Raw genomic sequence first — 17,772 nt, 5'->3', positions numbered from 1 at the left:
AGGGAGGGGGTGTGGGGGAGGGAAACCTTTCTCCAGAAAGGTTTCCCTCCCCCACATTTCTTCTTCTTTTTTCCTATTGTTTCACCGGAACCGTGGAGATCGCGTTGAAGGGCGAGCCGTCCACGAGGCGGCGGCTGACCGCGAGATAGACGAGCGTGTTGCGCTTGGCGTCCCAGATGCGGGTGACGCGGGTGGCCTTGAAAAAGACCGAGGTCGATTCACGGAATACGTTGGCCTGCTTGGGGAGCTTGGCGGGAATTTCGATAGGGCCGACCTGGCTGCACGAAATGGCGAAGTTGGACGGATCTTCGGCAAGCCCGAGCGAGCCGGAAACACCGCCGGTTTTGGCTTGGCTGATGTAACAGGCCACCCCCGGAATGTCCGGATCGTTGAAGGCCGAAACGCAGACCTTGTGATTGGCTCCGAGCAGTTTCCATTCCGTGGTGACGCAGCCCACGTCCGAATCGTCCGCATGGGCGAAGGAGGGGAGGAGCAGGGAACAGAACAGGGCAAGGCAGGCGTATGGTTTAAGCATGGCGTTTTTCCTTTTGGTTTAGCAATCGGGAAGGGAAATGGCTCCTGAAATGTTGCGCAACGCACCGGGCGTGAGCTCGCAGGCGAGCGTGTATTCGCCGGGAACGCCGGGGTAGGAGATGGAAGCGGCGGAATGGAATCCGAATCGGCCATAATAGCCGGGATCGCCGATGAGCACGGCGGAAGAATGCCCCAGTGCGGCGGCCTTGGCGAGGGCCTCGCGGATGAGGGCCGCTCCGATGCTCTTGGCGCGCCATTCGAGCGCCACGGATAGCGGGGCGAGGAGCAGCGTGCCGAAGCAGCCGCCGTTTTCACGGATGGATGCTCCGGTGAGCATGATGTGACCGATGAGTACGCCGTCCTCTTCGGCGACAAGTTCCAGCTCGGGGATGTAGCGTCCCTTCCGGAGTTTAAGGACGAAATCCTGTTCGCCGCCGTCGGAGACTTTCGCTGTCTGGAATGCCGTTTTGACAAGGGAATAGATGGCGTCGAAGTCTTTGGGGGTTGCTTGTCTGATGGTCATGGTAAGCCTCTGGAGGGCGGAACGTTTTTGATTGGGGATGGTAAAACGGACGGTCAGAATCTTTTTATACTGTAATGTGCATTACTCCATGCCGTTCAAAAGGAAATCCGCTCTAGCTGGAGCGGCACCGTGATATCAGCGTTCCAGAACGCCGCCGAGCTGTTCCAGTTGCTTCTGGACATGCGTGTCGTAGCGGGAAACATCGCTGCGGATTTTCTGCATCACGTCAAGGAACAGGCGCAGGTGCACGGACTGGTGGAACAGGCTTTCCAGGGCGGGGGCAAAGCCGCGCTTGACCTCGAATTCGTACGCCTTGCCCAGATCTTCGCGGACCACGGCAAGTTCCTGCCGGAGGGCGCCGCACACCCGCTCGGCGTATTCCTCGGCTTCGCGGCGGCGTTTGTCGAGGAATGCGGCCTTGCGCTTGTCCTCGCGCCCGAGGTGGTAGAGCAGGCCCGCCGTCCCGGCCACGGCCGCGAACACGGCGGCCGCAAGGGGGCTTGCCGCTGCCAGCGCGATAATGTTGCCTGCGGTAACAAGTATCGAGATCGGCCCGAGCGCGGTGAGGCGGCCCACGGTGAGCCCGGTGGTGAATACCGCAAGGTTCTTCATGTGCCGGTGCGTCTGTACGAGGAAGTGCGTGGCCGTCGAGGAGCCGCCGTTCACTTCGCCCGGATCGTCTTGCAGACCGTCGATATTGGAGCTCAGGCGGGCAAGGCATTCCTGCGAAAATTCGTCCATGCGCGCGGAAAAGAGGCGGAGCTTGTCTTCCCACGTGTGAAGGATGCCGCGCTGTTCGTCGAGGAATTCATCCACGGCGCGCCGGGCGATGGCCCGGGCTTCGGTGGCGTCGAATTCCTTCCAGACGGAATCTTTGGCGAACTGATGCCCGAGATCCGCCACTTTGCGGTTCACGGCGTCCATGAGCCGCAGCACCAGCGTTTCGTGGAATTTTTTCAGTGCCTTTTCCGTGGATTCGTCCCACGCGTCCAAGTCCTTGGCGGCGGCGTTCACGACCTGCCGGGCCTGCTCCAGCGAGGAGAGGGCGGAGGCGGAAAGCTGTTTGGCGTGCGCGTCCAGCATACCGAGCAGTTCGGGGTTCGGCAGGGATTCGCGGTACTCCTGCACATGCTGGCGGAGCCGTTCGCGGGCGGAGTCGGCAATCCGGGAGTAGGCTTCCGCGATTTTGTGGCGGTATGCCTCCTTGCCCGCATCCCTGTCCATGATTTCCCGCAGGAGGGCAAGGAGCTGCTCAAGCTCTCCGCAGCCGGACACGGAACGCGACACTTTGGACAGCGTTTCCGAGAAGGCGGAACCTCCCCGGCAGCGTTCCTCGACGGCCTGCCGGGTATTGAGGGCCACGACACCGGCGAGTTCCACATGGCCGGAGCTCCGGCAGGCTTCGCGCAGCACGGTGCGCGCCTGTTCGCGGGCCGCTTCGAGGCTGGCGGCGCTGTTCAGGCGGTCGATGTTGGTCAGCACGCCGATGATGCTGACCGTGCGTCCGCTGCGGGCCAGCTTGCGGAGCAGGGACAGTTCGGAATTGGAGCCCGGATCGCGGGCGTCCATGACGAAGATGACGCAGTCCGCCTCAAGGCTTTCCTCATAGGAAAGATAATCATGAAACTGATCGGTATCATTGAGGCCGGGCGTGTCCACGAGCACGACGCCCGCCCGGAGCGTGTCCAGCGGCAGCCCCACGCTGACGCGGGCCACGAATCCTGAGAAACGCCCCTCAAGGCTGATGTAGTCGGACAGGTCGTCCCAGCAGGTGATGCCCGAAAGCAGCTTGCCGGGGATGAACGTGCCGTCGGACACACCTTTGCGGATGTGTTCGATTTTGCGGGTGAGCAGCAGGTTGTCCTGCTCGTTTTCGAGATAGTCCTCAAGCCGGGCGAACTGGCTGGAGTCGAGGAACCGCACGCTGTAGTCCGGGGCGTGGGCGTATTTGAATTCCACCACGGTGGCGGTTTCCGGCGTGGACTCGCGCACCGGGGACAGCTCCTGTCCGATGATCGCGTTGATGAGCGAGCTTTTGCCGCGTTTGCGTTCGCCCACGATGACGATTTTGAACGGCTGGCGGCGCAGCATCTTGCGGAAAATATACAGCTCTTCGCGCAGGTCCATGTCGTCGAGCGTCCACGCGATGCGGTCGAGCGAATTGGCGAAACGCTCCATATCGGCGTTGAACTGGCTTGTTTCGGGCGCGAACCAGCCCGCGATTTCCTTCCGGGAAGGCAGGACGTTGGTTGCCTTGCGGTAGAGTTCGCCGAGGCTTTCCCCGACGTTGAGCCCGAGGCCGATGCCCCGGCCCGCGCTGCGTTCGAGGCGGGACTTGCGGAAGGCCCATTCGATGTCGTTGACGAGCGACCGCGCCTTTTCGTCGATCCGTTCCTCCTGCCCCCCGATGCGGGAGAGTGCTTTCAGCATGGTGTCCACGAATGTGGAGGAAACCTTTTGGGCGTCGGCCTGGTTCGCCATGTCGCGGGCGATGTCGGCGGGATCGGACGGCGGGTTCAGGAGCGCGTAGTGGAGTTTGGCTTGCAGTTCGGCATGGAGGGCGCGTTCCCCGAAAATGGCCTGCGCCGCCTCCTGTACGAGCTGGTACTCCCGATAGGTGAGCATGTCGTCCGTCGTGGCGACCGCCGCAAGCAACAGCAGGATGCGGTCGTTGAAGGAGTCGCCGGGGATCGGCTGGATGGGTTGGGGGAGCATGGACAGCATGGAGGCTGAGGTGGGACGGGAGGACATGGGGAGGCTCCTTTGCTGGTCGGTAAACGGCCCGTACCTTTTGTACCTAGCCGCAACGCCTTTTTTTTTCAATGGCCGGGAGGGCGGCCCTGCCGGGCTCTCATCGTCTTGACTGAAATGGGATCCGCTTTACATATGATCAGTTAAGGCCGCGTGAAGAGTGAGGGCGGCCTTGCGCGCACAGACAGGCGTGTCTATGAGGAGGCTAAAGTATGAGTGTCGAATATAAGGATTATTACAAAATATTGGGTGTGGGGCGCGAAGCTTCCAAGGATGAAATCGCAAAAGCCTTCAAGAAGCTCGCCCGCAAGTACCACCCGGATCTCAACCCCGGAAACAAGGAATCCGAGGAAAAGTTCAAGGAAATAAACGAGGCGTACGAAGTTCTCAAAGACGAGCAGAAGCGGAAGATGTATGACCAGCTCGGGCCCAACTGGCAGCAGGGCCAGCAGTTCGGCGGCAATCCGTTCGGCGGGGGCAACCCCTACGGCGGCGGTACGCGCTTCACGTTCAACGGGCAGGAATTCGGCGGTCAGGGGTTTGACGGCTCCGGGTTCAGCGACTTTTTCGAAACCCTGTTCGGCAGCCGTCAGGGCGGGAGCGCCGGCGGCCCGTTCAGCGGCTATACGTCCCGTCCCCAGCGGGGCCGCGACATCGAGGCCGATATTTCCATCACGCTTGAGGACGCCGTGAAGGGCGGCGAGCGCAGTCTTACGCTTGAGGGCGGGGACGGCACCAAAACCCTGAAAGTGAATATCCCCGCCGGGGTGAAGGACGGCGCCAAGCTCCGCCTTGCCGGGCAGGGCTACGATTCGCCCAACGGCGGGCCGAAGGGCGATCTGTATTTGCGGATACGTTTCGCGCCGCATTCGTTGTTCCATGTTGACGGCACGGACCTCACCTACGAGGTGCGGATCGCGCCGTGGGAAGCCGTGCTTGGGGCGAAGGTCAAAGTCCCCACCCTTGACGGGAACGTCGAGCTTTCCATTCCCGCCGGGACCGGAAGCGGGAAGAAGATGCGTCTGCGCGGCAAGGGCCTTGGCCCGGCGAAGTCGCGCGGCGATCTGTATGTGCGGGTCGGCATCGACGCGCCGAAGGATCTCACGCCGAAGCAGCGTGAACTGTGGGAAGCCCTTGCGGCGGAAAAATAGCGCCGCGTTCCGTTTTTGAAGGACAACGTCAGGGGAGATGATTGTATGGAACTTTTGCAGAATACAAAGGATGTGCCGAGCCGCTCGACCCTTATCGTCTGGGGCGAATTCCTGGAACTGACCGGGACGACCCCGGATCGCCTTTCCGAACTGATGGACATCGGGTGGCTCAAACCCACGCGCACGGCGGAAGCCGCATTGTTGTTCCGGCAGGATGACGTATACCGTATCCGCAAGCTTGAGCGGCTGTGCAGCGATTTCGAACTGCACACGCTCGGCGGCTCCATAGTAATGGACCTGCTGGACCGTATCGCAACGTTAGAGTTGCGTATTCGTGAGTTGACAGATCGTTAGTACGCCTTATTGTTAGAGAGAAAGCGATAGTGATATCACTTTTGCAGTTGTGTTGCGTTCGGTCATTTTGTCTTGGACGCCGCTGCTGAGCTACAACGCAAAAGAGGTGAACCATTATGGATATCAACAGATTTACCGAAAAATCCCGTGAAGCGCTGACCACGGCGCAGGGGCTTGCCGCCCAGTACGGTCATCAGGAAGTGGACGCCGAGCATTTGGCGCTCGCTCTGGTGAATCAGGAAGACGGCTTTGTCCCCCGCGTTCTGGAGCGCGTCGGCGTCGCCCCCAAGGCGCTGGTCACGGCGCTGGAGGCGGTTCTGAAGAAGCGTCCTTCCGTGCGCGGGCCGGGCGCGGAAATGGGCACGATCACGATTTCGCAGCGGGTCGCCAAGGCTATCGCCAACGCCGAGGCCCTCGCCAAGCGTCTGCGTGACGAGTACGTCAGCGTGGAGCATATTTTTGCCGAACTGCTGCGCGAACCCGCCTCCACAGGGCTTGGCCAGGTCGCGGCGGATGCCGGCTTGTCCGCCGATAAGTTCACCGAGACGATGATGGCTGTCCGCGGCCCGCACCGCGTGACCTCCGCCAACCCTGAAGAGAGCTATGAGGCGCTCAGCAAGTACGGGCGCAACCTCGTCGAAGCCGCCAGCAAGGGCAAGCTCGACCCGGTGATCGGTCGTGACGCGGAAATCCGCCGCGTCATCCGCATCCTGTCGCGCCGCACGAAGAACAATCCCGTGCTCATCGGTGAGGCGGGCGTGGGCAAGACCGCCATCGCGGAGGGCCTCGCCTACCGTATCGTCAAGGGCGACGTCCCGGAAGGGCTCAAAAACAAGACCATTTTTGCGCTGGACATGGGCGCGCTCATCGCGGGCGCCAAGTACCGCGGCGAATTTGAGGAACGGCTCAAGGCCGTGCTGTCCGAAGTGCAGAAATCCGAAGGGCAGATTATCCTGTTCATCGACGAGCTGCACACCATCGTGGGCGCGGGCAAGACCGACGGCGCGATGGACGCGGGCAACCTGTTGAAGCCTCTTCTGGCTCGCGGCGAGTTGCACTGCATCGGCGCGACGACCCTTGACGAGTACCGCAAGTACATCGAAAAGGACCCGGCGCTGGAACGGCGTTTCCAGACCGTGCTGGTGGAGGAGCCCTCCGTGGAGGACACCATTTCCATCCTGCGCGGCTTGAAGGAGCGGTTTGAGGTGCACCACGGCGTGCGCATCAGCGACTCCTCCATTGTGGAGGCGGTGGTGCTGTCCAACCGGTACATCACCGACCGCCAGCTTCCCGACAAGGCCATCGACCTGATCGACGAAGCGGCAGCCATGATCCGTACCGAAATCGACTCGCTGCCCACGGAACTGGACGAAGCCAACCGTAAGGTCATGCAGCTCGAAATCGAGCGCGAGGCCCTGCGCAAGGAAACCGACGACGCGTCCCGCGAGCGTCTGGAGAAGCTGGAGAACGAACTCCGCAACCTCCAGATGACGCAGGCCGAGCTCAAGGGCCAGTGGGAAAACGAGAAGGGCGTCATCAACGTTGTGCGCGATCTCAAGGGCGAGATCGAGCAGACGCGCCTTGCCATTGATGATGCGACCCGCCGCGGCGATTTGCAGGCAGCGTCCGAACTCAAGTATGCGAAGCTGCCTGAGCTGGAAAAGCGTCTCCACGAAGCCGAAAACGGTCAGGAAGCGCCGCGCCTGCTCAAGCAGGAAGTGCGCCCCGACGATGTGGCGGATATCGTGGCCCGCTGGACCGGCATTCCGGTCACGCGGCTGCTCCAGTCCGAACGCGACAAGCTCATCCATCTGCCTGACAAGCTCCATGAGCGCGTGATCGGGCAGGATGAGGCCGTGCAGGCCGTGTCCGACGCCGTGCTGCGTACCCGGGCCGGGCTGTCCGACCCCTCGCGTCCGCAGGGCTCGTTCATTTTCCTCGGCCCGACGGGTGTGGGCAAGACGGAGCTGTGCAAGGCCCTGGCCGAAGCGCTCTTTGACAGCGAAGAGAACATCGTGCGCCTCGACATGAGCGAGTACATGGAAAAGCATTCCGTGGCGCGGCTCATCGGTGCGCCTCCCGGCTATGTGGGCTACGACGAAGGCGGCCAGCTGACCGAAGCCGTGCGCCGCAAGCCCTACAGCGTCATCCTGTTCGACGAAATCGAAAAGGCGCATCCGGACGTGTTCAACACCCTGCTGCAGCTCCTCGACGACGGCAGGCTGACCGACAGCCAGGGCCGCACGGTGGACTTCCGCAACACCATCGTGATCATGACCTCGAACATCGGTTCGTACAGGATGCTCGACGGCATCAATCCGGACGGCTCGTTCGCCTCGGACGTGTACACGGAAGTCATGGGCGAGCTGCGCCAGCACTTCAAGCCCGAGTTCCTGAACCGTGTGGACGAGACGGTGCTGTTCAAGCCGCTGCTCCCCGAGCAGATCGGCCAGATCATCGACCTCCAGCTGCGTCGGCTCCAGAAGCGGCTTGAGGAGCGCAAGATCGCGCTGGAACTGACCGAGGCCGCCCACGAGTTCATTGGGGATGCCGCCTACGATCCGCACTACGGGGCCCGTCCGCTCAAGCGGTACCTGCAGTCCCACGTCGAAACGCCGCTTGCCAAGTTCATCATCGGCGGGCAGGTGCGCGACGACCAGCGGGTGGTCATCGACGCCACCGAAGACGGATTGACCTTCGGCGTGAAGTCGGGCGACACCGTGCAGCCATTGTAACAAGATCGGAAGAGGGCGGAAGCGGAGGCGTTTCCGCCCCTTTCCTTTATGAACCTGAAAGGGCCATCAGCGGCGTTTGTCATGCTGATGGCCCTTTTCTTGACGGCGGTACTCCGCTGGTCGCGGATGCGCCTATTGCTTTTCCACAATCCCGAACGTGCCGTCGTCGTTTGCCGTGACCTGCAGTGAAATGATGCCGCTTGTGTTGCGGGCGATGTAATCCTTGCAGCCCCTGACCATCACGCTCAACACGCCGGAAATATCCTCGGAGTCGTGCGTATGGTAGATGCTGGTGCTCCAGAGCTCTTTGTTCGTTTTGCTGCTGGCGGCGCTCAGATGAAGGAAGATGTCGCACTCCGTGACTTCCTTGGTTTCATCCTCATACCCGACCGTCCCGTAGGTTGGGGTCGTCGTGGTGGTTTTGGTATAGCGGCCCGTGGCCTTGTCATACGTGCCGTGCGTCTTTTCGACGGTCCCGGTTTGTCCGTAAATCGGCTTTTTGGCGGTGATGTGCTTTGTGGATGTTTTGGCGGTGTAATCGATGGAAAGGAGTGCCGTGCCCCGGTTGCGGTCTTGCGTGAGCGTGAAGCCCGCTTCAGACAGGGTGCTTTTTACGTCCTGCTTGAGAAGCTGATAGGTCGGGTCGCTGTTTTGTTTTTTCGATGAGGCGATATAGTAGGTATACTGGTCATTGGGGTAGGCGTGCCCGTCGGTTTCGGAAATGACCCGCATGGAGTACTGGGGAGAGCAGCCCGCCAGCAGGAAAAGGGCGGCCAGCAGGAAGAGGCGGGGGCGCGGGGGGATCTTGGCTGTGCACATGGGCTTACTTCCTTTCTTTGAGGCTGAGTGCGCCATCGTCGGATTCGCTGACGTCGAGCCAAGTGTCGCCGGGGGTGGTTTGGGCGAGGTAATCCTTGGCGCCCATGACCATCATGTCCAGCATCTTGCGGTTGTCAAACGAGTTCCCGGTGTAGGTGACGATCGTTTCCCACATTTTTCTCTTCGTTTTGAGCGAATCGGCGGCAAGCAGCAGAACGATCTTGTTTTGGGCCACTTCCTTTCGGGTGTTCTTGTAGCCCGTGATGCCGTAGGAAGGCGTCGAGACGGAGGTCTTGCTGCCTCGCCCCGTCCCGGTTGTTCTGGTTTCGACCCGCGTCACGCCGTAGACGGGTTCGGGAACAGTAGTCTGCCGGGCGACCGTTTGGCTCTTGTACCCCGCGAAAAGCACCGCCGTGGCATGGGGGAGGCTTTTGGTCACTTTCAGGCCCGCTTGGGGCAGGGCGCTTTCGAGGTTCCGCTTGAGTTCCAGAAAGACGAGATCGTCCTCTTGGCCCTTGACCGCCATGATATAGTAGACGTCCCCGATGCCGGCTTGGATGTCGCCGTTGGTGATGGCGTTGATTTTTATGGCGTACTGGTTGGCGACGCAGCCGGGGAGCAAAAGGCACGCCGCAAGCAGGGCGTACAGGCAGGGCCGTGGAAACGTCATGGATATGGCCTCCGGGGGAATGCGGCGTTGCCGCGTTGTCGAGCCTTGGCAGCCTCCGGAATTCCGCCTTGGGCGGGGTTTTGTTCCGGGAGGGATGGGGGTACGCTGCGGGGATGCCTTGGCGTCACCTGCGGCTGGGCGGGGCGCACAGGGCTCCGCCTTTGCGAAAGGCTTTCGCTCCTTACGCTCGGCCCCCTCTATCATCCTCTCATGCCTGTGACAATCAGGCGGGGAGGGCGGCGTTTCCTCCGCGTTCTTTCTTGACAACCGCGCAACCTTGAAGCACAATTTTTCGATTACACTTTGGTGTGGATATATAAGGAGCCTGTCCATGAGCGATTACAAAAAGAGCCTGAATCTTCCCGATACATCCTTTCCCATGAAAGCCAATCTCACCCAGCGTGAACCCGAAATGCTGCGCTGGTGGGAAGAGAACAATATTTACGGAACCATGCTGGAAGCTTCGGGCAGCCGGGGCTCTTTTCGTCTGCACGATGGCCCGCCCTACGCCAACGGCCATCTGCATCTCGGCCATGCCCTGAACAAGATCCTCAAGGACATCACCATCAAGTCCCGCAACATTCAGGGGCAGCAGTCCGTGTATGTGCCCGGCTGGGACTGCCACGGCCTGCCCATCGAATTGAAGGTTGAGCACGAGCTTGGCGAAAAGAAAAAGGAAATGCCGCCGTATGCGGTACGCCGCCGCTGCCGCCAGTACGCGGACAAGTTCATCGATATCCAGCGCAAGGAATTCAAGCGCCTTGGCGTGCTCGGCGACTGGGATCATCCCTACAAGACGATGCTCCCCGAATACGAGTCCGCCACGGCTACCGAGTTGGCGAATTTCGTGGAAAAGGGCAATGTGGTCCGCAGCAAGAAGCCCATCTACTGGTGTTGCTCCTGCCAGACGGCCCTTGCCGAGGCCGAAGTGGAATATGCCGACCACAAGTCGCCGTCCATTTACGTCCGTTTCCCGCTGACCGACGACAGGCTCAAGACGGTCTTCGAGAACGCCGATCCGTCCCGCGCCTATGTGATCATCTGGACCACGACCCCGTGGACCCTGCCGAGCAACATGGCCGTGGCGCTGCATCCCGAATTCGAATATTCGCTGGTCGAATATGAGGGGAGCCAGTACGTGCTCGCCACGGAACTCGCCGAAAGCGTCGCCAAGGCGTGCGGCTGGGACATGGGCGGCGTGAAGGCCGTGGGGACCGCTACCGGGCAGCAGCTTGAACTCGTCAAGGCCCGCCATCCGTTCTACGACCGCGAGTCTCCGTTGATCCTCGGCGGCCATGTGACGCTCGATGCCGGTACCGGCTGTGTCCATACCGCTCCTGGACACGGCCGCGAGGACTACGAAGTCTGCCTCCAGTACGGCATCGACATCTATTCCCCGCTCAATGATCGCGGCGAATACCTCGACAGCGTGGAGTTTTTCGCCGGATTGCAGGTGCAGAAGGCCAACCCCAATGTCATTGAGAAGGTCAAGGAAGTCGGCAACCTGATGGGGCAGGCCGACATTACGCACTCCTATCCGCATTGCTGGCGCTGCAAAAAGCCCGTCATCTTCCGCGCCACGACCCAGTGGTTCGTGAGCATGGAAGCCAACGATCTGCGCCAAAAGGCGCTGAAGGCCATCCGCAACGACGTGGAATGGATTCCGAGCTGGGGCGAGGAACGCATCTACAACATGATCGAGCAGCGCCCCGACTGGTGCATTTCCCGCCAGCGTCTGTGGGGCGTGCCGATTCTGGCCCTGTTGTGCGAAGACTGCGGAGAGGCATGGAACGATCCCGAATGGATGCGCGACATTGCCGCCCGGTTCGCCAAGCATCCCACCGGCTGCGACTACTGGTATGAAGCCGATATGAAGGACATCGTGCCCGAAGGGTTGAAGTGCCCCAAGTGCGGCGGCCAGCACTGGAAGCGCGAATCCGACATCCTCGACGTATGGTTCGACTCCGGGACCAGCTTCGCGGCGGTGCTCGAAAAGCGCCCCGAACTGGGCTTCCCCGCCGACCTCTACCTTGAAGGCTCGGACCAGCACCGCGGCTGGTTCCATTCCTCGCTGCTCGCTTCCATCGGCACGCGCGGCGTCCCGCCCTACAAGGCGGTGCTCACGCACGGCTACGTGGTCGACGGCGAAGGCCGCAAGATGTCCAAGTCCATCGGCAACGGCATCGAGCTTGACGAGATCATCAGCAAGCACGGCGCGGAAATCATCCGCATGTGGGTGTCTTCCGTGGATTACCGCGAGGATGTGCGCATTTCGGCGGAAATCGTGAACCGCCTTGTGGACGCCTACCGCCGTATCCGCAACACCTGCCGCTACCTGCTCGGCAACCTGAAGGACGTCGCGAAGGCCGACCTCGTGGACGTGAAGGATATGGACCCGCTGGATCGCTATGCCCTCGACGTCGCCGCGCGCACGCACCAGCGCGTGCAGGACGCTTATCGGGACTATGAATTCCATAAGGTCTTCCATTCGCTGCACAACCTGTGCTCAACGGACTTGTCCGCGTTCTATCTGGACATCCTTAAGGATCGCCTGTATTCCTCCGCGCCCGCGAGCCGCGCTCGTCGTTCCGCCCAGACCGCGCTGTACCACATCCTGCTGATGCTCGTGCAGGACATGGCCCCGGTCCTGAGCTTCACGGCTGAGGAAGTGTTCCGCCACATCCCCGAAGCGCTGCATCCCGGCGCGAAGAGCGTGTTCGCCTTCCAGCTCATGGACGCGGATGCCTTCCTGCTGGACGATGCTGACCGCAAGCGCTGGGAAGCCGTGCTCGCCGCGCGTACCGAAGTGACCCGCGCCATCGAGCCGCTCCGCAAGGCCGGGACTGTGGGCCACGCGCTGGACACCGCCGTGACCCTGTACGCCTCGCCGGAACTGCTGGAAGTGCTCGGCGGCATCGGCACGGACCTGCGCGCCGTGTGCATCGTGTCCCAGCTCCATCTGGCTCCGCTGGCCGACGCGCCCGCCGGTCTCGCTCAGGCCGACATTGCCGAATGCGGCAAGCTGGCCGTGAGCGTGGCCAAGGCCGTTGGCGAGAAATGCGAGCGCTGCTGGATCTACAGTGACGAACTCGGCTCCGATCCCGAACACCCGACGCTGTGCCCCCGCTGCGCCGCCGTTATGAAGGAACTTGCATAGTGGCAGAGCCGGGTAAGGATACTCGTTATAGAGTTGTTTTGGGCGTCGGCGTCGGCGCGCTTGTGCTCGACCAGCTGACCAAGTTGTGGGTGATGGCGTCACTGCCCTATTATGGGGCGGTGACGGTCATCCCCGGCTTCTTTGATTTGGTGAATATCCGCAATCGCGGGGCCGCGTTCGGGTTCCTCAACCGGTCGGACATCGAATGGCAGTTTTGGCTGTTCTTCGCGGCTACGCTGGTTTCGGCGGGCGTGATTTTCATGCTCGCGCGCTCGGCGCAACGCGGCGAAAAGCTGCTGTTCTGGGGGCTTGGCATGGTGCTCGGCGGAGCCGTGGGCAACCTTGTGGACCGCATCCGGTTCCGTGCCGTTGTGGATTTTCTGGATTTCTATGTCGGCCAGTGGCATTGGCCCGCGTTCAACGTGGCGGACATCGCCATCTGTTGCGGCGCGCTGCTCGTTTGCCTCAGCATGTGGCTGAAAGGTCCGTCCGGGAGGGCTTCGTGAGTCTGTTTTCGCTTGAATGGTGGCAGATCGCGCTGCTGTTTCTGCCTGCGTTGCTGAATTTGTGGGGCATCTGGCACGCCTTCAACCATACCTTTGAAACGCCGCTCGAGCGGGTGCTGTGGATGGTCGCGTGCGTGTTTGTTCCCGTCCTCGGCGGCGTGGCCTATGTGCTGTTTGGCTGGCGGCGTGCTCACTGACTTGAGTTCTCCCCGCAAAGGGCGTATCTTTATTATCCAAATCCTTCATTTCAGGGTAATACAATGAAAAAGCCGTATATCTTCCCCCTGCTTTTGGGTTCGCTCGTTCTGACCGGCTGTGCCAATGGCCAGATAGACGCCATGCAGATGCGTCTGAACCAGCAGGAGCAGCAGATCCGCCTTCTGAATAGCCAGCTTTCCGGCGTGCAGCCCGCACAGGCCGACACATGGGCGCAGGTTCAGTCCCTGCGTCAGGAAATGAGCGCCGTGAAAGGGCAGATCGACGACTTCAACAATGCGACGGCCGCCGCTGGCGGCCTTCCCGGTCTCGCCCAGCGCGTGAACAACCACGAGGCCGCGTTGCAGGCCATCGCCACGCAGTTCGGCATGGAACTGCCCGTGGCCGCCGTTCCGGGCGTTCCCGGCGCTGCGCCCGGCATGCCCGACGCCACCGCCGCGGCCCCCGTGCCCGCCGCGCCCGTCATGCAGCCGCAGGCGGCCGCTCCCGCCCCGCAGCAGGCCGCCCCGCAGACGCAGGCTCAGGGCGACATCGCCAAAGCTCTCTACGACAACGGCGTGCAGTCGTTCAACGCCCGCAACTACAAGCAGGCCCTCAAGTCCTTCTCGGATTTTACGGACACGTACGGCAAGCACAAGCTCGTTTCCAACGCGTGGTTCTGGCGCGGCGAGTGCAATTACCAGCTTGGGAACTTCCCGGCCGCCGCACTGGATTACGAACAGGTCATCTCCAAATATGGCTCCAGCGGGAAGGCCGCTTCCGCGTACTTGAAGCAGGGGATGTGCTTCATCAAGGCCGGGAAGAAGGACGCCGCCAAGGTCCGCTTGCAGGAACTCATCAAGAAATTCCCCAAGTCGCCTGAAGCGACCCGCGCTACGCAGCTCATGAAAGACAACAAGATGTAGGAAGCGTCATGAGCCAAGAAACCAAGCCCTACCGTACCAATGTGCATCTGACGTTTCCCCCGACCATTTCGGGGGCGCCGTTGGTCTGCAACCTGACCCGGCTGTTTGACCTCGATTTCAACATCAGTACCGCCCAGATCACGCCGCGGCAGGAAGGTTTTTTGACTCTCGAACTGTCGGGCTCACGCGATGCCTGCGACAAGGGGATCGGCTACCTGCGGGAGAAGGGCGTACTGGTTTCGCCCGTGGCGCAGCGGATCTGGCATAATGAGGACAAGTGTATGCAATGCGGCATGTGCACGGCTCTGTGCCCGTCCTCCGCGCTGACCGTCGACATCAAAACGCGCCTTCTTGCATTCGACAAGGAAAAGTGTACAGTATGCGCGCGCTGCATCCGTATTTGCCCTGTCGGGGCCATGCAGATGGATGCTCCTGAAGAGGGTGTTCTGACCGAATGACGCCCCTGAGGACCTATAGCTCAGTTGGTAGAGCCACCGGCTCATAACCGGTCCGTCCTAGGTTCAAGTCCTAGTGGGTCCACCATCAAAATCAAGCTCTTACAGATATTCACTGTGAGAGCTTTTTTATGGTCCGGCGTTCTGTCCCGGTTTTTTCTGTATGAAGGTGAAGGGTGGTGAAGGTTCCCAGCATGGGTAGCCCTATACACAATCCCACGCCCGCCGCGCCAGCTCTTGTACCCCGTCCAAAGCTCCCGCGGGCCTCCGAGAGGTATTTTGCCCAGAATTAGTCATTTTTCCCAAAACCGGGGTTCAGATTGGCAATACAGGGGGATTCCTTCTCCCCTCAACATCGGGGAGGGGAGGCCACAAAAAGAGGTGGCCCGTTTCCGAACCGCTCCAGCTATTTCGTGAGTCCTTACCTCTGCCGTGCTTCCCCTGTGCTTCGTTTCTGTTCAAGTCGGACCTGTACAGCCCGAGCATAGCAGGATCGGCTTCAAAGGCTGCCCCCTGCCTTCCCTCGCGGTGGCCTTTTCGTCATGCTCCCCGGTGCGGCGTCGAGCGTTCGGAGTATTCCGAACGTGAGTCCCTATCTTGGGGGGCCGGCAAGGGGAGAGGTTCCCTTTTCATATTAACCGGGATCTCTCTTATTTCTTCTTTTATAGAATATATATAGTTACGGTACTGAGCGGCGCGTTTCCTTCCTTACTCGGTATTGTGTGGCGTGTTTCCGCCGCTTTTTTAGGTGACGCGGTACTCAATGGCACGGTACGCGGTATGCTATGGCGTGCTTGCCCCTCTTTAAACTGGGGTAGCGATCAATTCGGGACATGCAGGCAATTCGGGAAATGGGTAGATTGGCCTTGCGTCACGGGATGTTATGAAAAATTTTGAGGCGGAAAATTTCGCGCGCGATTCGGAACAGATTGATCATTTTTGATCGCCAGTGGGGTATTTTTAGCGCGCAATTCGGGATGGAATGATCACAGGATGATCAAAAACGGGCGGTTCCTCATTGGAGCCGCCCGTTTGTTGTTTGGTGTCAAAACGTACACCAAAACGCATGTATTTTTCGCAGTCAAAACAGGGCCGCGATTTTTTGTTTTCTACTTGTATTCCCGTCCGCTCCACAAAACGCGGCCTATGACGCGGAATTGGTCGCTCAGTTGCCCCCGTATATCTAATTCCATCGGCGGATATGCGGGATTGGCACTTTTCAGAATAGCTTTTCCCGGCATGATATCAATACGTTTTAGGTAAATGGCTTCTTCAAAGCCAACGGCAAACATGTGTCCGGGGACAATCCGTGTTTTTCCCTGATCTATAAGGACAACATCACCGCTTAAAATTTCAGGCTCCATACTGTCGCCTGCAACACGCATGAGAACCATATTATCGGGATTTCCCTTGCGTTGAATAAAATCACGCCGGAAGGCGTAGCCACGACCGATTGTTGCGCCTGTTTCAAAACTCCCGCCCCCAGCCGAAAGAACGGCTTCAACCATAGGGATCATAACGACTTCGTCATCCGCGCTTGTTATGATTTTATCTGTTTTTCTACAAAGTTCGACTAGCTTTTCTTCCTGTTGAACATCACCCGAGCGCATAGGGCCGCGACCAAAGAGAAGCCAATCAGCACTAACACTAAAAGTGGTACAAATCGTATTAATCAAACTAAATTTCGGTTCGCTTTTTCCTGTCTCATAGTTGCTTAACGTCATCTGGGGGATACCTAACGAGGCCGCAAATACAGCTTGTGTAGTATCACCGCGCAACAGTTTTATCCTTTCTCCGAGCGTGTTCATGGTATAAAGTTCCTTGCCCGAAGTTTGTACTTTTCTTTGTATTGAAAAGATTACTACAACTGTCTAAATTTATTAGATATAATATTTTTTGGTTTAAAAAGAAGTTTATACCAAAAATCGTTTGACAACTAATAAATTTTGGTTCAAAACAAACCTACGGGCGGTTGAGAAATGTAGTTGATAGCTCAATCTACCCGGCAACCGACTCAAGATCAACTTTTAGCTGTTGGCTTCACCAAAAACTACGGCTAGGCCGCATTATAGCCGGGGGAATTATGAAATTTGCAACCAATGACACTCTCGTTAGAGCGAAAATAGGAGAACGGCGTTGTTTTTATTCCATGCGCATTCATGAGGCGTTGCGGCGCAACGGGCGGACGGCAACTGTAATAGCCTATGAACTCAAGGTGTCCCTGTCCGCCGTCTCTGCAACCATCCTCGGCAAGAACCACAGCGCCCGCATACTGGACGCGCTCCGGGATGCGGGCGTGCCTGATAAATATCTGTTTGACCCTCGGTATCCTGAAAGGTGGGCGGAAAAGGAGACGGCGGCATGACGACGGGAACAGCGAAGTACAGCAAGCCCGCCTGTAGCTTCTGTGGTGCCGTCGATGAAGAGTGCGGGCTTCTCATACAGGTTGAAGATAAAAACATCTTCATCTGCAATCAGTGTGTCAGGGCAATCACGGCCCTTTTAAAGGCTAATCCCGGAAGAAAGCATCTTCGGTATTTGCCGAAGAGGAATAGAAAGTAAGGGCGGAATCTTACAAACCGGGGCGAATTTATGAGGTGAGGATATGAGCGAGATCAAGGAAGCATACACAACACGCGAGGTTGCAACCTTTTTGGGATATGCAACGGTGAGAAGCGTATTGTTGCGCGCCAAGCAAGAAAACTGGCCTTCCCGCCCTCGTTCTGGTCAAGGCGGCGGCTTCGAATATCCCACCGTCAAGCTTCCCGCCGACGTACGCGAAGCGATCGCGCTGGCCGTTTCCGCCGAGGAACGGAAAAGCCTCCCGGTCGTCCTTGAACCCGCCACGCCCGCCATCCATCAAGACCCCGTCGTTTCCCTCGCGCATCTTTCTTCCCGTGAACGGGATGTCGTGTTGTCACGCAAGGTGTTTATTGACGCCGTATACAATTTTGAAATGGCAGGACATACGCGCCGGACGGCAATCATCACTCTGG

At 59.5% G+C, this 17,772-nt stretch carries 17 protein-coding genes and 1 tRNA gene; 12 read left to right on the top strand and 6 right to left on the bottom strand.

All coding sequences use genetic code 11. The annotated features are described in order from the left end of the window. Window positions 1-73: 73 nt before the first annotated feature. The 3 genes from T370_RS0117550 to T370_RS0117540 all read right to left on the bottom strand — a co-directional run bounded on the left by T370_RS0117550 (window position 74) and on the right by T370_RS0117540 (window position 3,808). Entirely contained in the window at window positions 74-535 is a 462-nt protein-coding gene (locus T370_RS0117550) for a CreA family protein (protein ID WP_005025278.1), read from the bottom strand. A gap of 18 nt (window positions 536-553) precedes the next feature. Beyond that, the gene (locus T370_RS0117545) at window positions 554-1,057 is read right to left on the bottom strand and encodes a GNAT family N-acetyltransferase (protein WP_029436496.1); all 504 of its coding nucleotides are present in this window, start codon (window positions 1,055-1,057) and stop codon (window positions 554-556) included. A gap of 135 nt (window positions 1,058-1,192) precedes the next feature. Further along, complete coding sequence (locus tag T370_RS0117540) at window positions 1,193-3,808, bottom strand: dynamin family protein (protein WP_029436495.1); 2,616 nt, start codon at window positions 3,806-3,808, stop codon at window positions 1,193-1,195. Window positions 3,809-4,020: 212 nt separating this feature from the next. On the opposite strand from T370_RS0117540, the gene T370_RS0117535 reads away from it, so the two are divergent. The 3 genes from T370_RS0117535 (at window position 4,021) to clpB (ending at window position 8,048) form a co-directional block, all read left to right on the top strand. After that, complete coding sequence (locus T370_RS0117535) at window positions 4,021-4,959, top strand: DnaJ C-terminal domain-containing protein (RefSeq protein WP_005025284.1); 939 nt, start codon at window positions 4,021-4,023, stop codon at window positions 4,957-4,959. Between the two features lie 45 nt (window positions 4,960-5,004). After that, on the top strand, window positions 5,005-5,313 hold the full coding sequence (locus T370_RS0117530; RefSeq protein ID WP_005025286.1) for a chaperone modulator CbpM: 309 nt from the start codon (window positions 5,005-5,007) through the stop codon (window positions 5,311-5,313). 116 nt (window positions 5,314-5,429) lie between these two features. Continuing rightward, entirely contained in the window at window positions 5,430-8,048 is a 2,619-nt protein-coding gene (gene clpB, locus T370_RS0117525) for an ATP-dependent chaperone ClpB (protein WP_029436494.1), read from the top strand. A 132-nt stretch (window positions 8,049-8,180) separates the two neighbouring features. Here clpB and T370_RS0117520 read toward each other — a convergent pair whose 3' ends face one another. Further along, window positions 8,181-8,867: a hypothetical protein gene (locus T370_RS0117520; RefSeq protein ID WP_005025293.1), complete on the bottom strand. Its 687-nt coding sequence runs from the start codon at window positions 8,865-8,867 to the stop codon at window positions 8,181-8,183. Between the two features lie 4 nt (window positions 8,868-8,871). Next, the gene (locus T370_RS0117515; protein WP_029436493.1) at window positions 8,872-9,537 is read right to left on the bottom strand and encodes a hypothetical protein; all 666 of its coding nucleotides are present in this window, start codon (window positions 9,535-9,537) and stop codon (window positions 8,872-8,874) included. Window positions 9,538-9,868: 331 nt separating this feature from the next. Here T370_RS0117515 and ileS point away from each other — a divergent pair, with 331 nt between their 5' ends. From ileS to T370_RS0117485, 6 genes are all read left to right on the top strand, one after another. After that, a complete protein-coding gene (gene ileS, locus T370_RS0117510) occupies window positions 9,869-12,694 on the top strand; it encodes an isoleucine--tRNA ligase (RefSeq protein ID WP_029436492.1) in 2,826 nt (941 codons plus the stop codon). After that, entirely contained in the window at window positions 12,694-13,200 is a 507-nt protein-coding gene (lspA, locus tag T370_RS0117505) for a signal peptidase II (RefSeq protein ID WP_005025301.1), read from the top strand. Before ileS ends, lspA begins: the two co-directional genes overlap by 1 nt. Then, entirely contained in the window at window positions 13,197-13,397 is a 201-nt protein-coding gene (locus T370_RS0117500; RefSeq protein ID WP_005025303.1) for a PLDc N-terminal domain-containing protein, read from the top strand. Before lspA ends, T370_RS0117500 begins: the two co-directional genes overlap by 4 nt. A 63-nt stretch (window positions 13,398-13,460) precedes the next feature. Beyond that, window positions 13,461-14,321 carry a tol-pal system protein YbgF gene (gene ybgF / locus T370_RS0117495; protein WP_029436491.1) on the top strand — a complete coding sequence of 287 codons (861 nt, stop codon included), beginning with the start codon at window positions 13,461-13,463 and terminating at the stop codon, window positions 14,319-14,321. An 8-nt stretch (window positions 14,322-14,329) separates the two neighbouring features. After that, complete coding sequence (locus tag T370_RS0117490) at window positions 14,330-14,779, top strand: NIL domain-containing protein (protein ID WP_005025311.1); 450 nt, start codon at window positions 14,330-14,332, stop codon at window positions 14,777-14,779. A 9-nt stretch (window positions 14,780-14,788) separates the two neighbouring features. Then, a tRNA-Ile gene (locus tag T370_RS0117485) sits at window positions 14,789-14,864 on the top strand. A 1,021-nt stretch (window positions 14,865-15,885) separates the two neighbouring features. On the opposite strand, the gene T370_RS0117480 is transcribed toward T370_RS0117485, so the two are convergent. Further along, entirely contained in the window at window positions 15,886-16,584 is a 699-nt protein-coding gene (locus T370_RS0117480) for an XRE family transcriptional regulator (protein ID WP_029436490.1), read from the bottom strand. 341 nt (window positions 16,585-16,925) lie between these two features. On the opposite strand from T370_RS0117480, the gene T370_RS0117475 reads away from it, so the two are divergent. The 3 genes from T370_RS0117475 to T370_RS23060 form a co-directional block, all read left to right on the top strand. Continuing rightward, entirely contained in the window at window positions 16,926-17,141 is a 216-nt protein-coding gene (locus tag T370_RS0117475) for a transcriptional regulator (protein ID WP_051643884.1), read from the top strand. Next, entirely contained in the window at window positions 17,138-17,338 is a 201-nt protein-coding gene (locus T370_RS26330; RefSeq protein ID WP_029436488.1) for a ClpX C4-type zinc finger protein, read from the top strand. Before T370_RS0117475 ends, T370_RS26330 begins: the two co-directional genes overlap by 4 nt. 43 nt (window positions 17,339-17,381) lie before the next feature. Next, the coding region (locus T370_RS23060; RefSeq protein ID WP_034506930.1) for a DNA-binding protein at window positions 17,382-17,772 on the top strand (391 nt) is incomplete at its 3' end.

Source organism: Bilophila wadsworthia ATCC 49260, from assembly GCF_000701705.1.
Taxonomy (GTDB): domain Bacteria; phylum Desulfobacterota; class Desulfovibrionia; order Desulfovibrionales; family Desulfovibrionaceae; genus Bilophila; species Bilophila wadsworthia.
The sequence above is the reverse complement of the archived record's forward strand: the minus strand, read 5'-3'. Positions and strand labels throughout refer to the sequence as shown.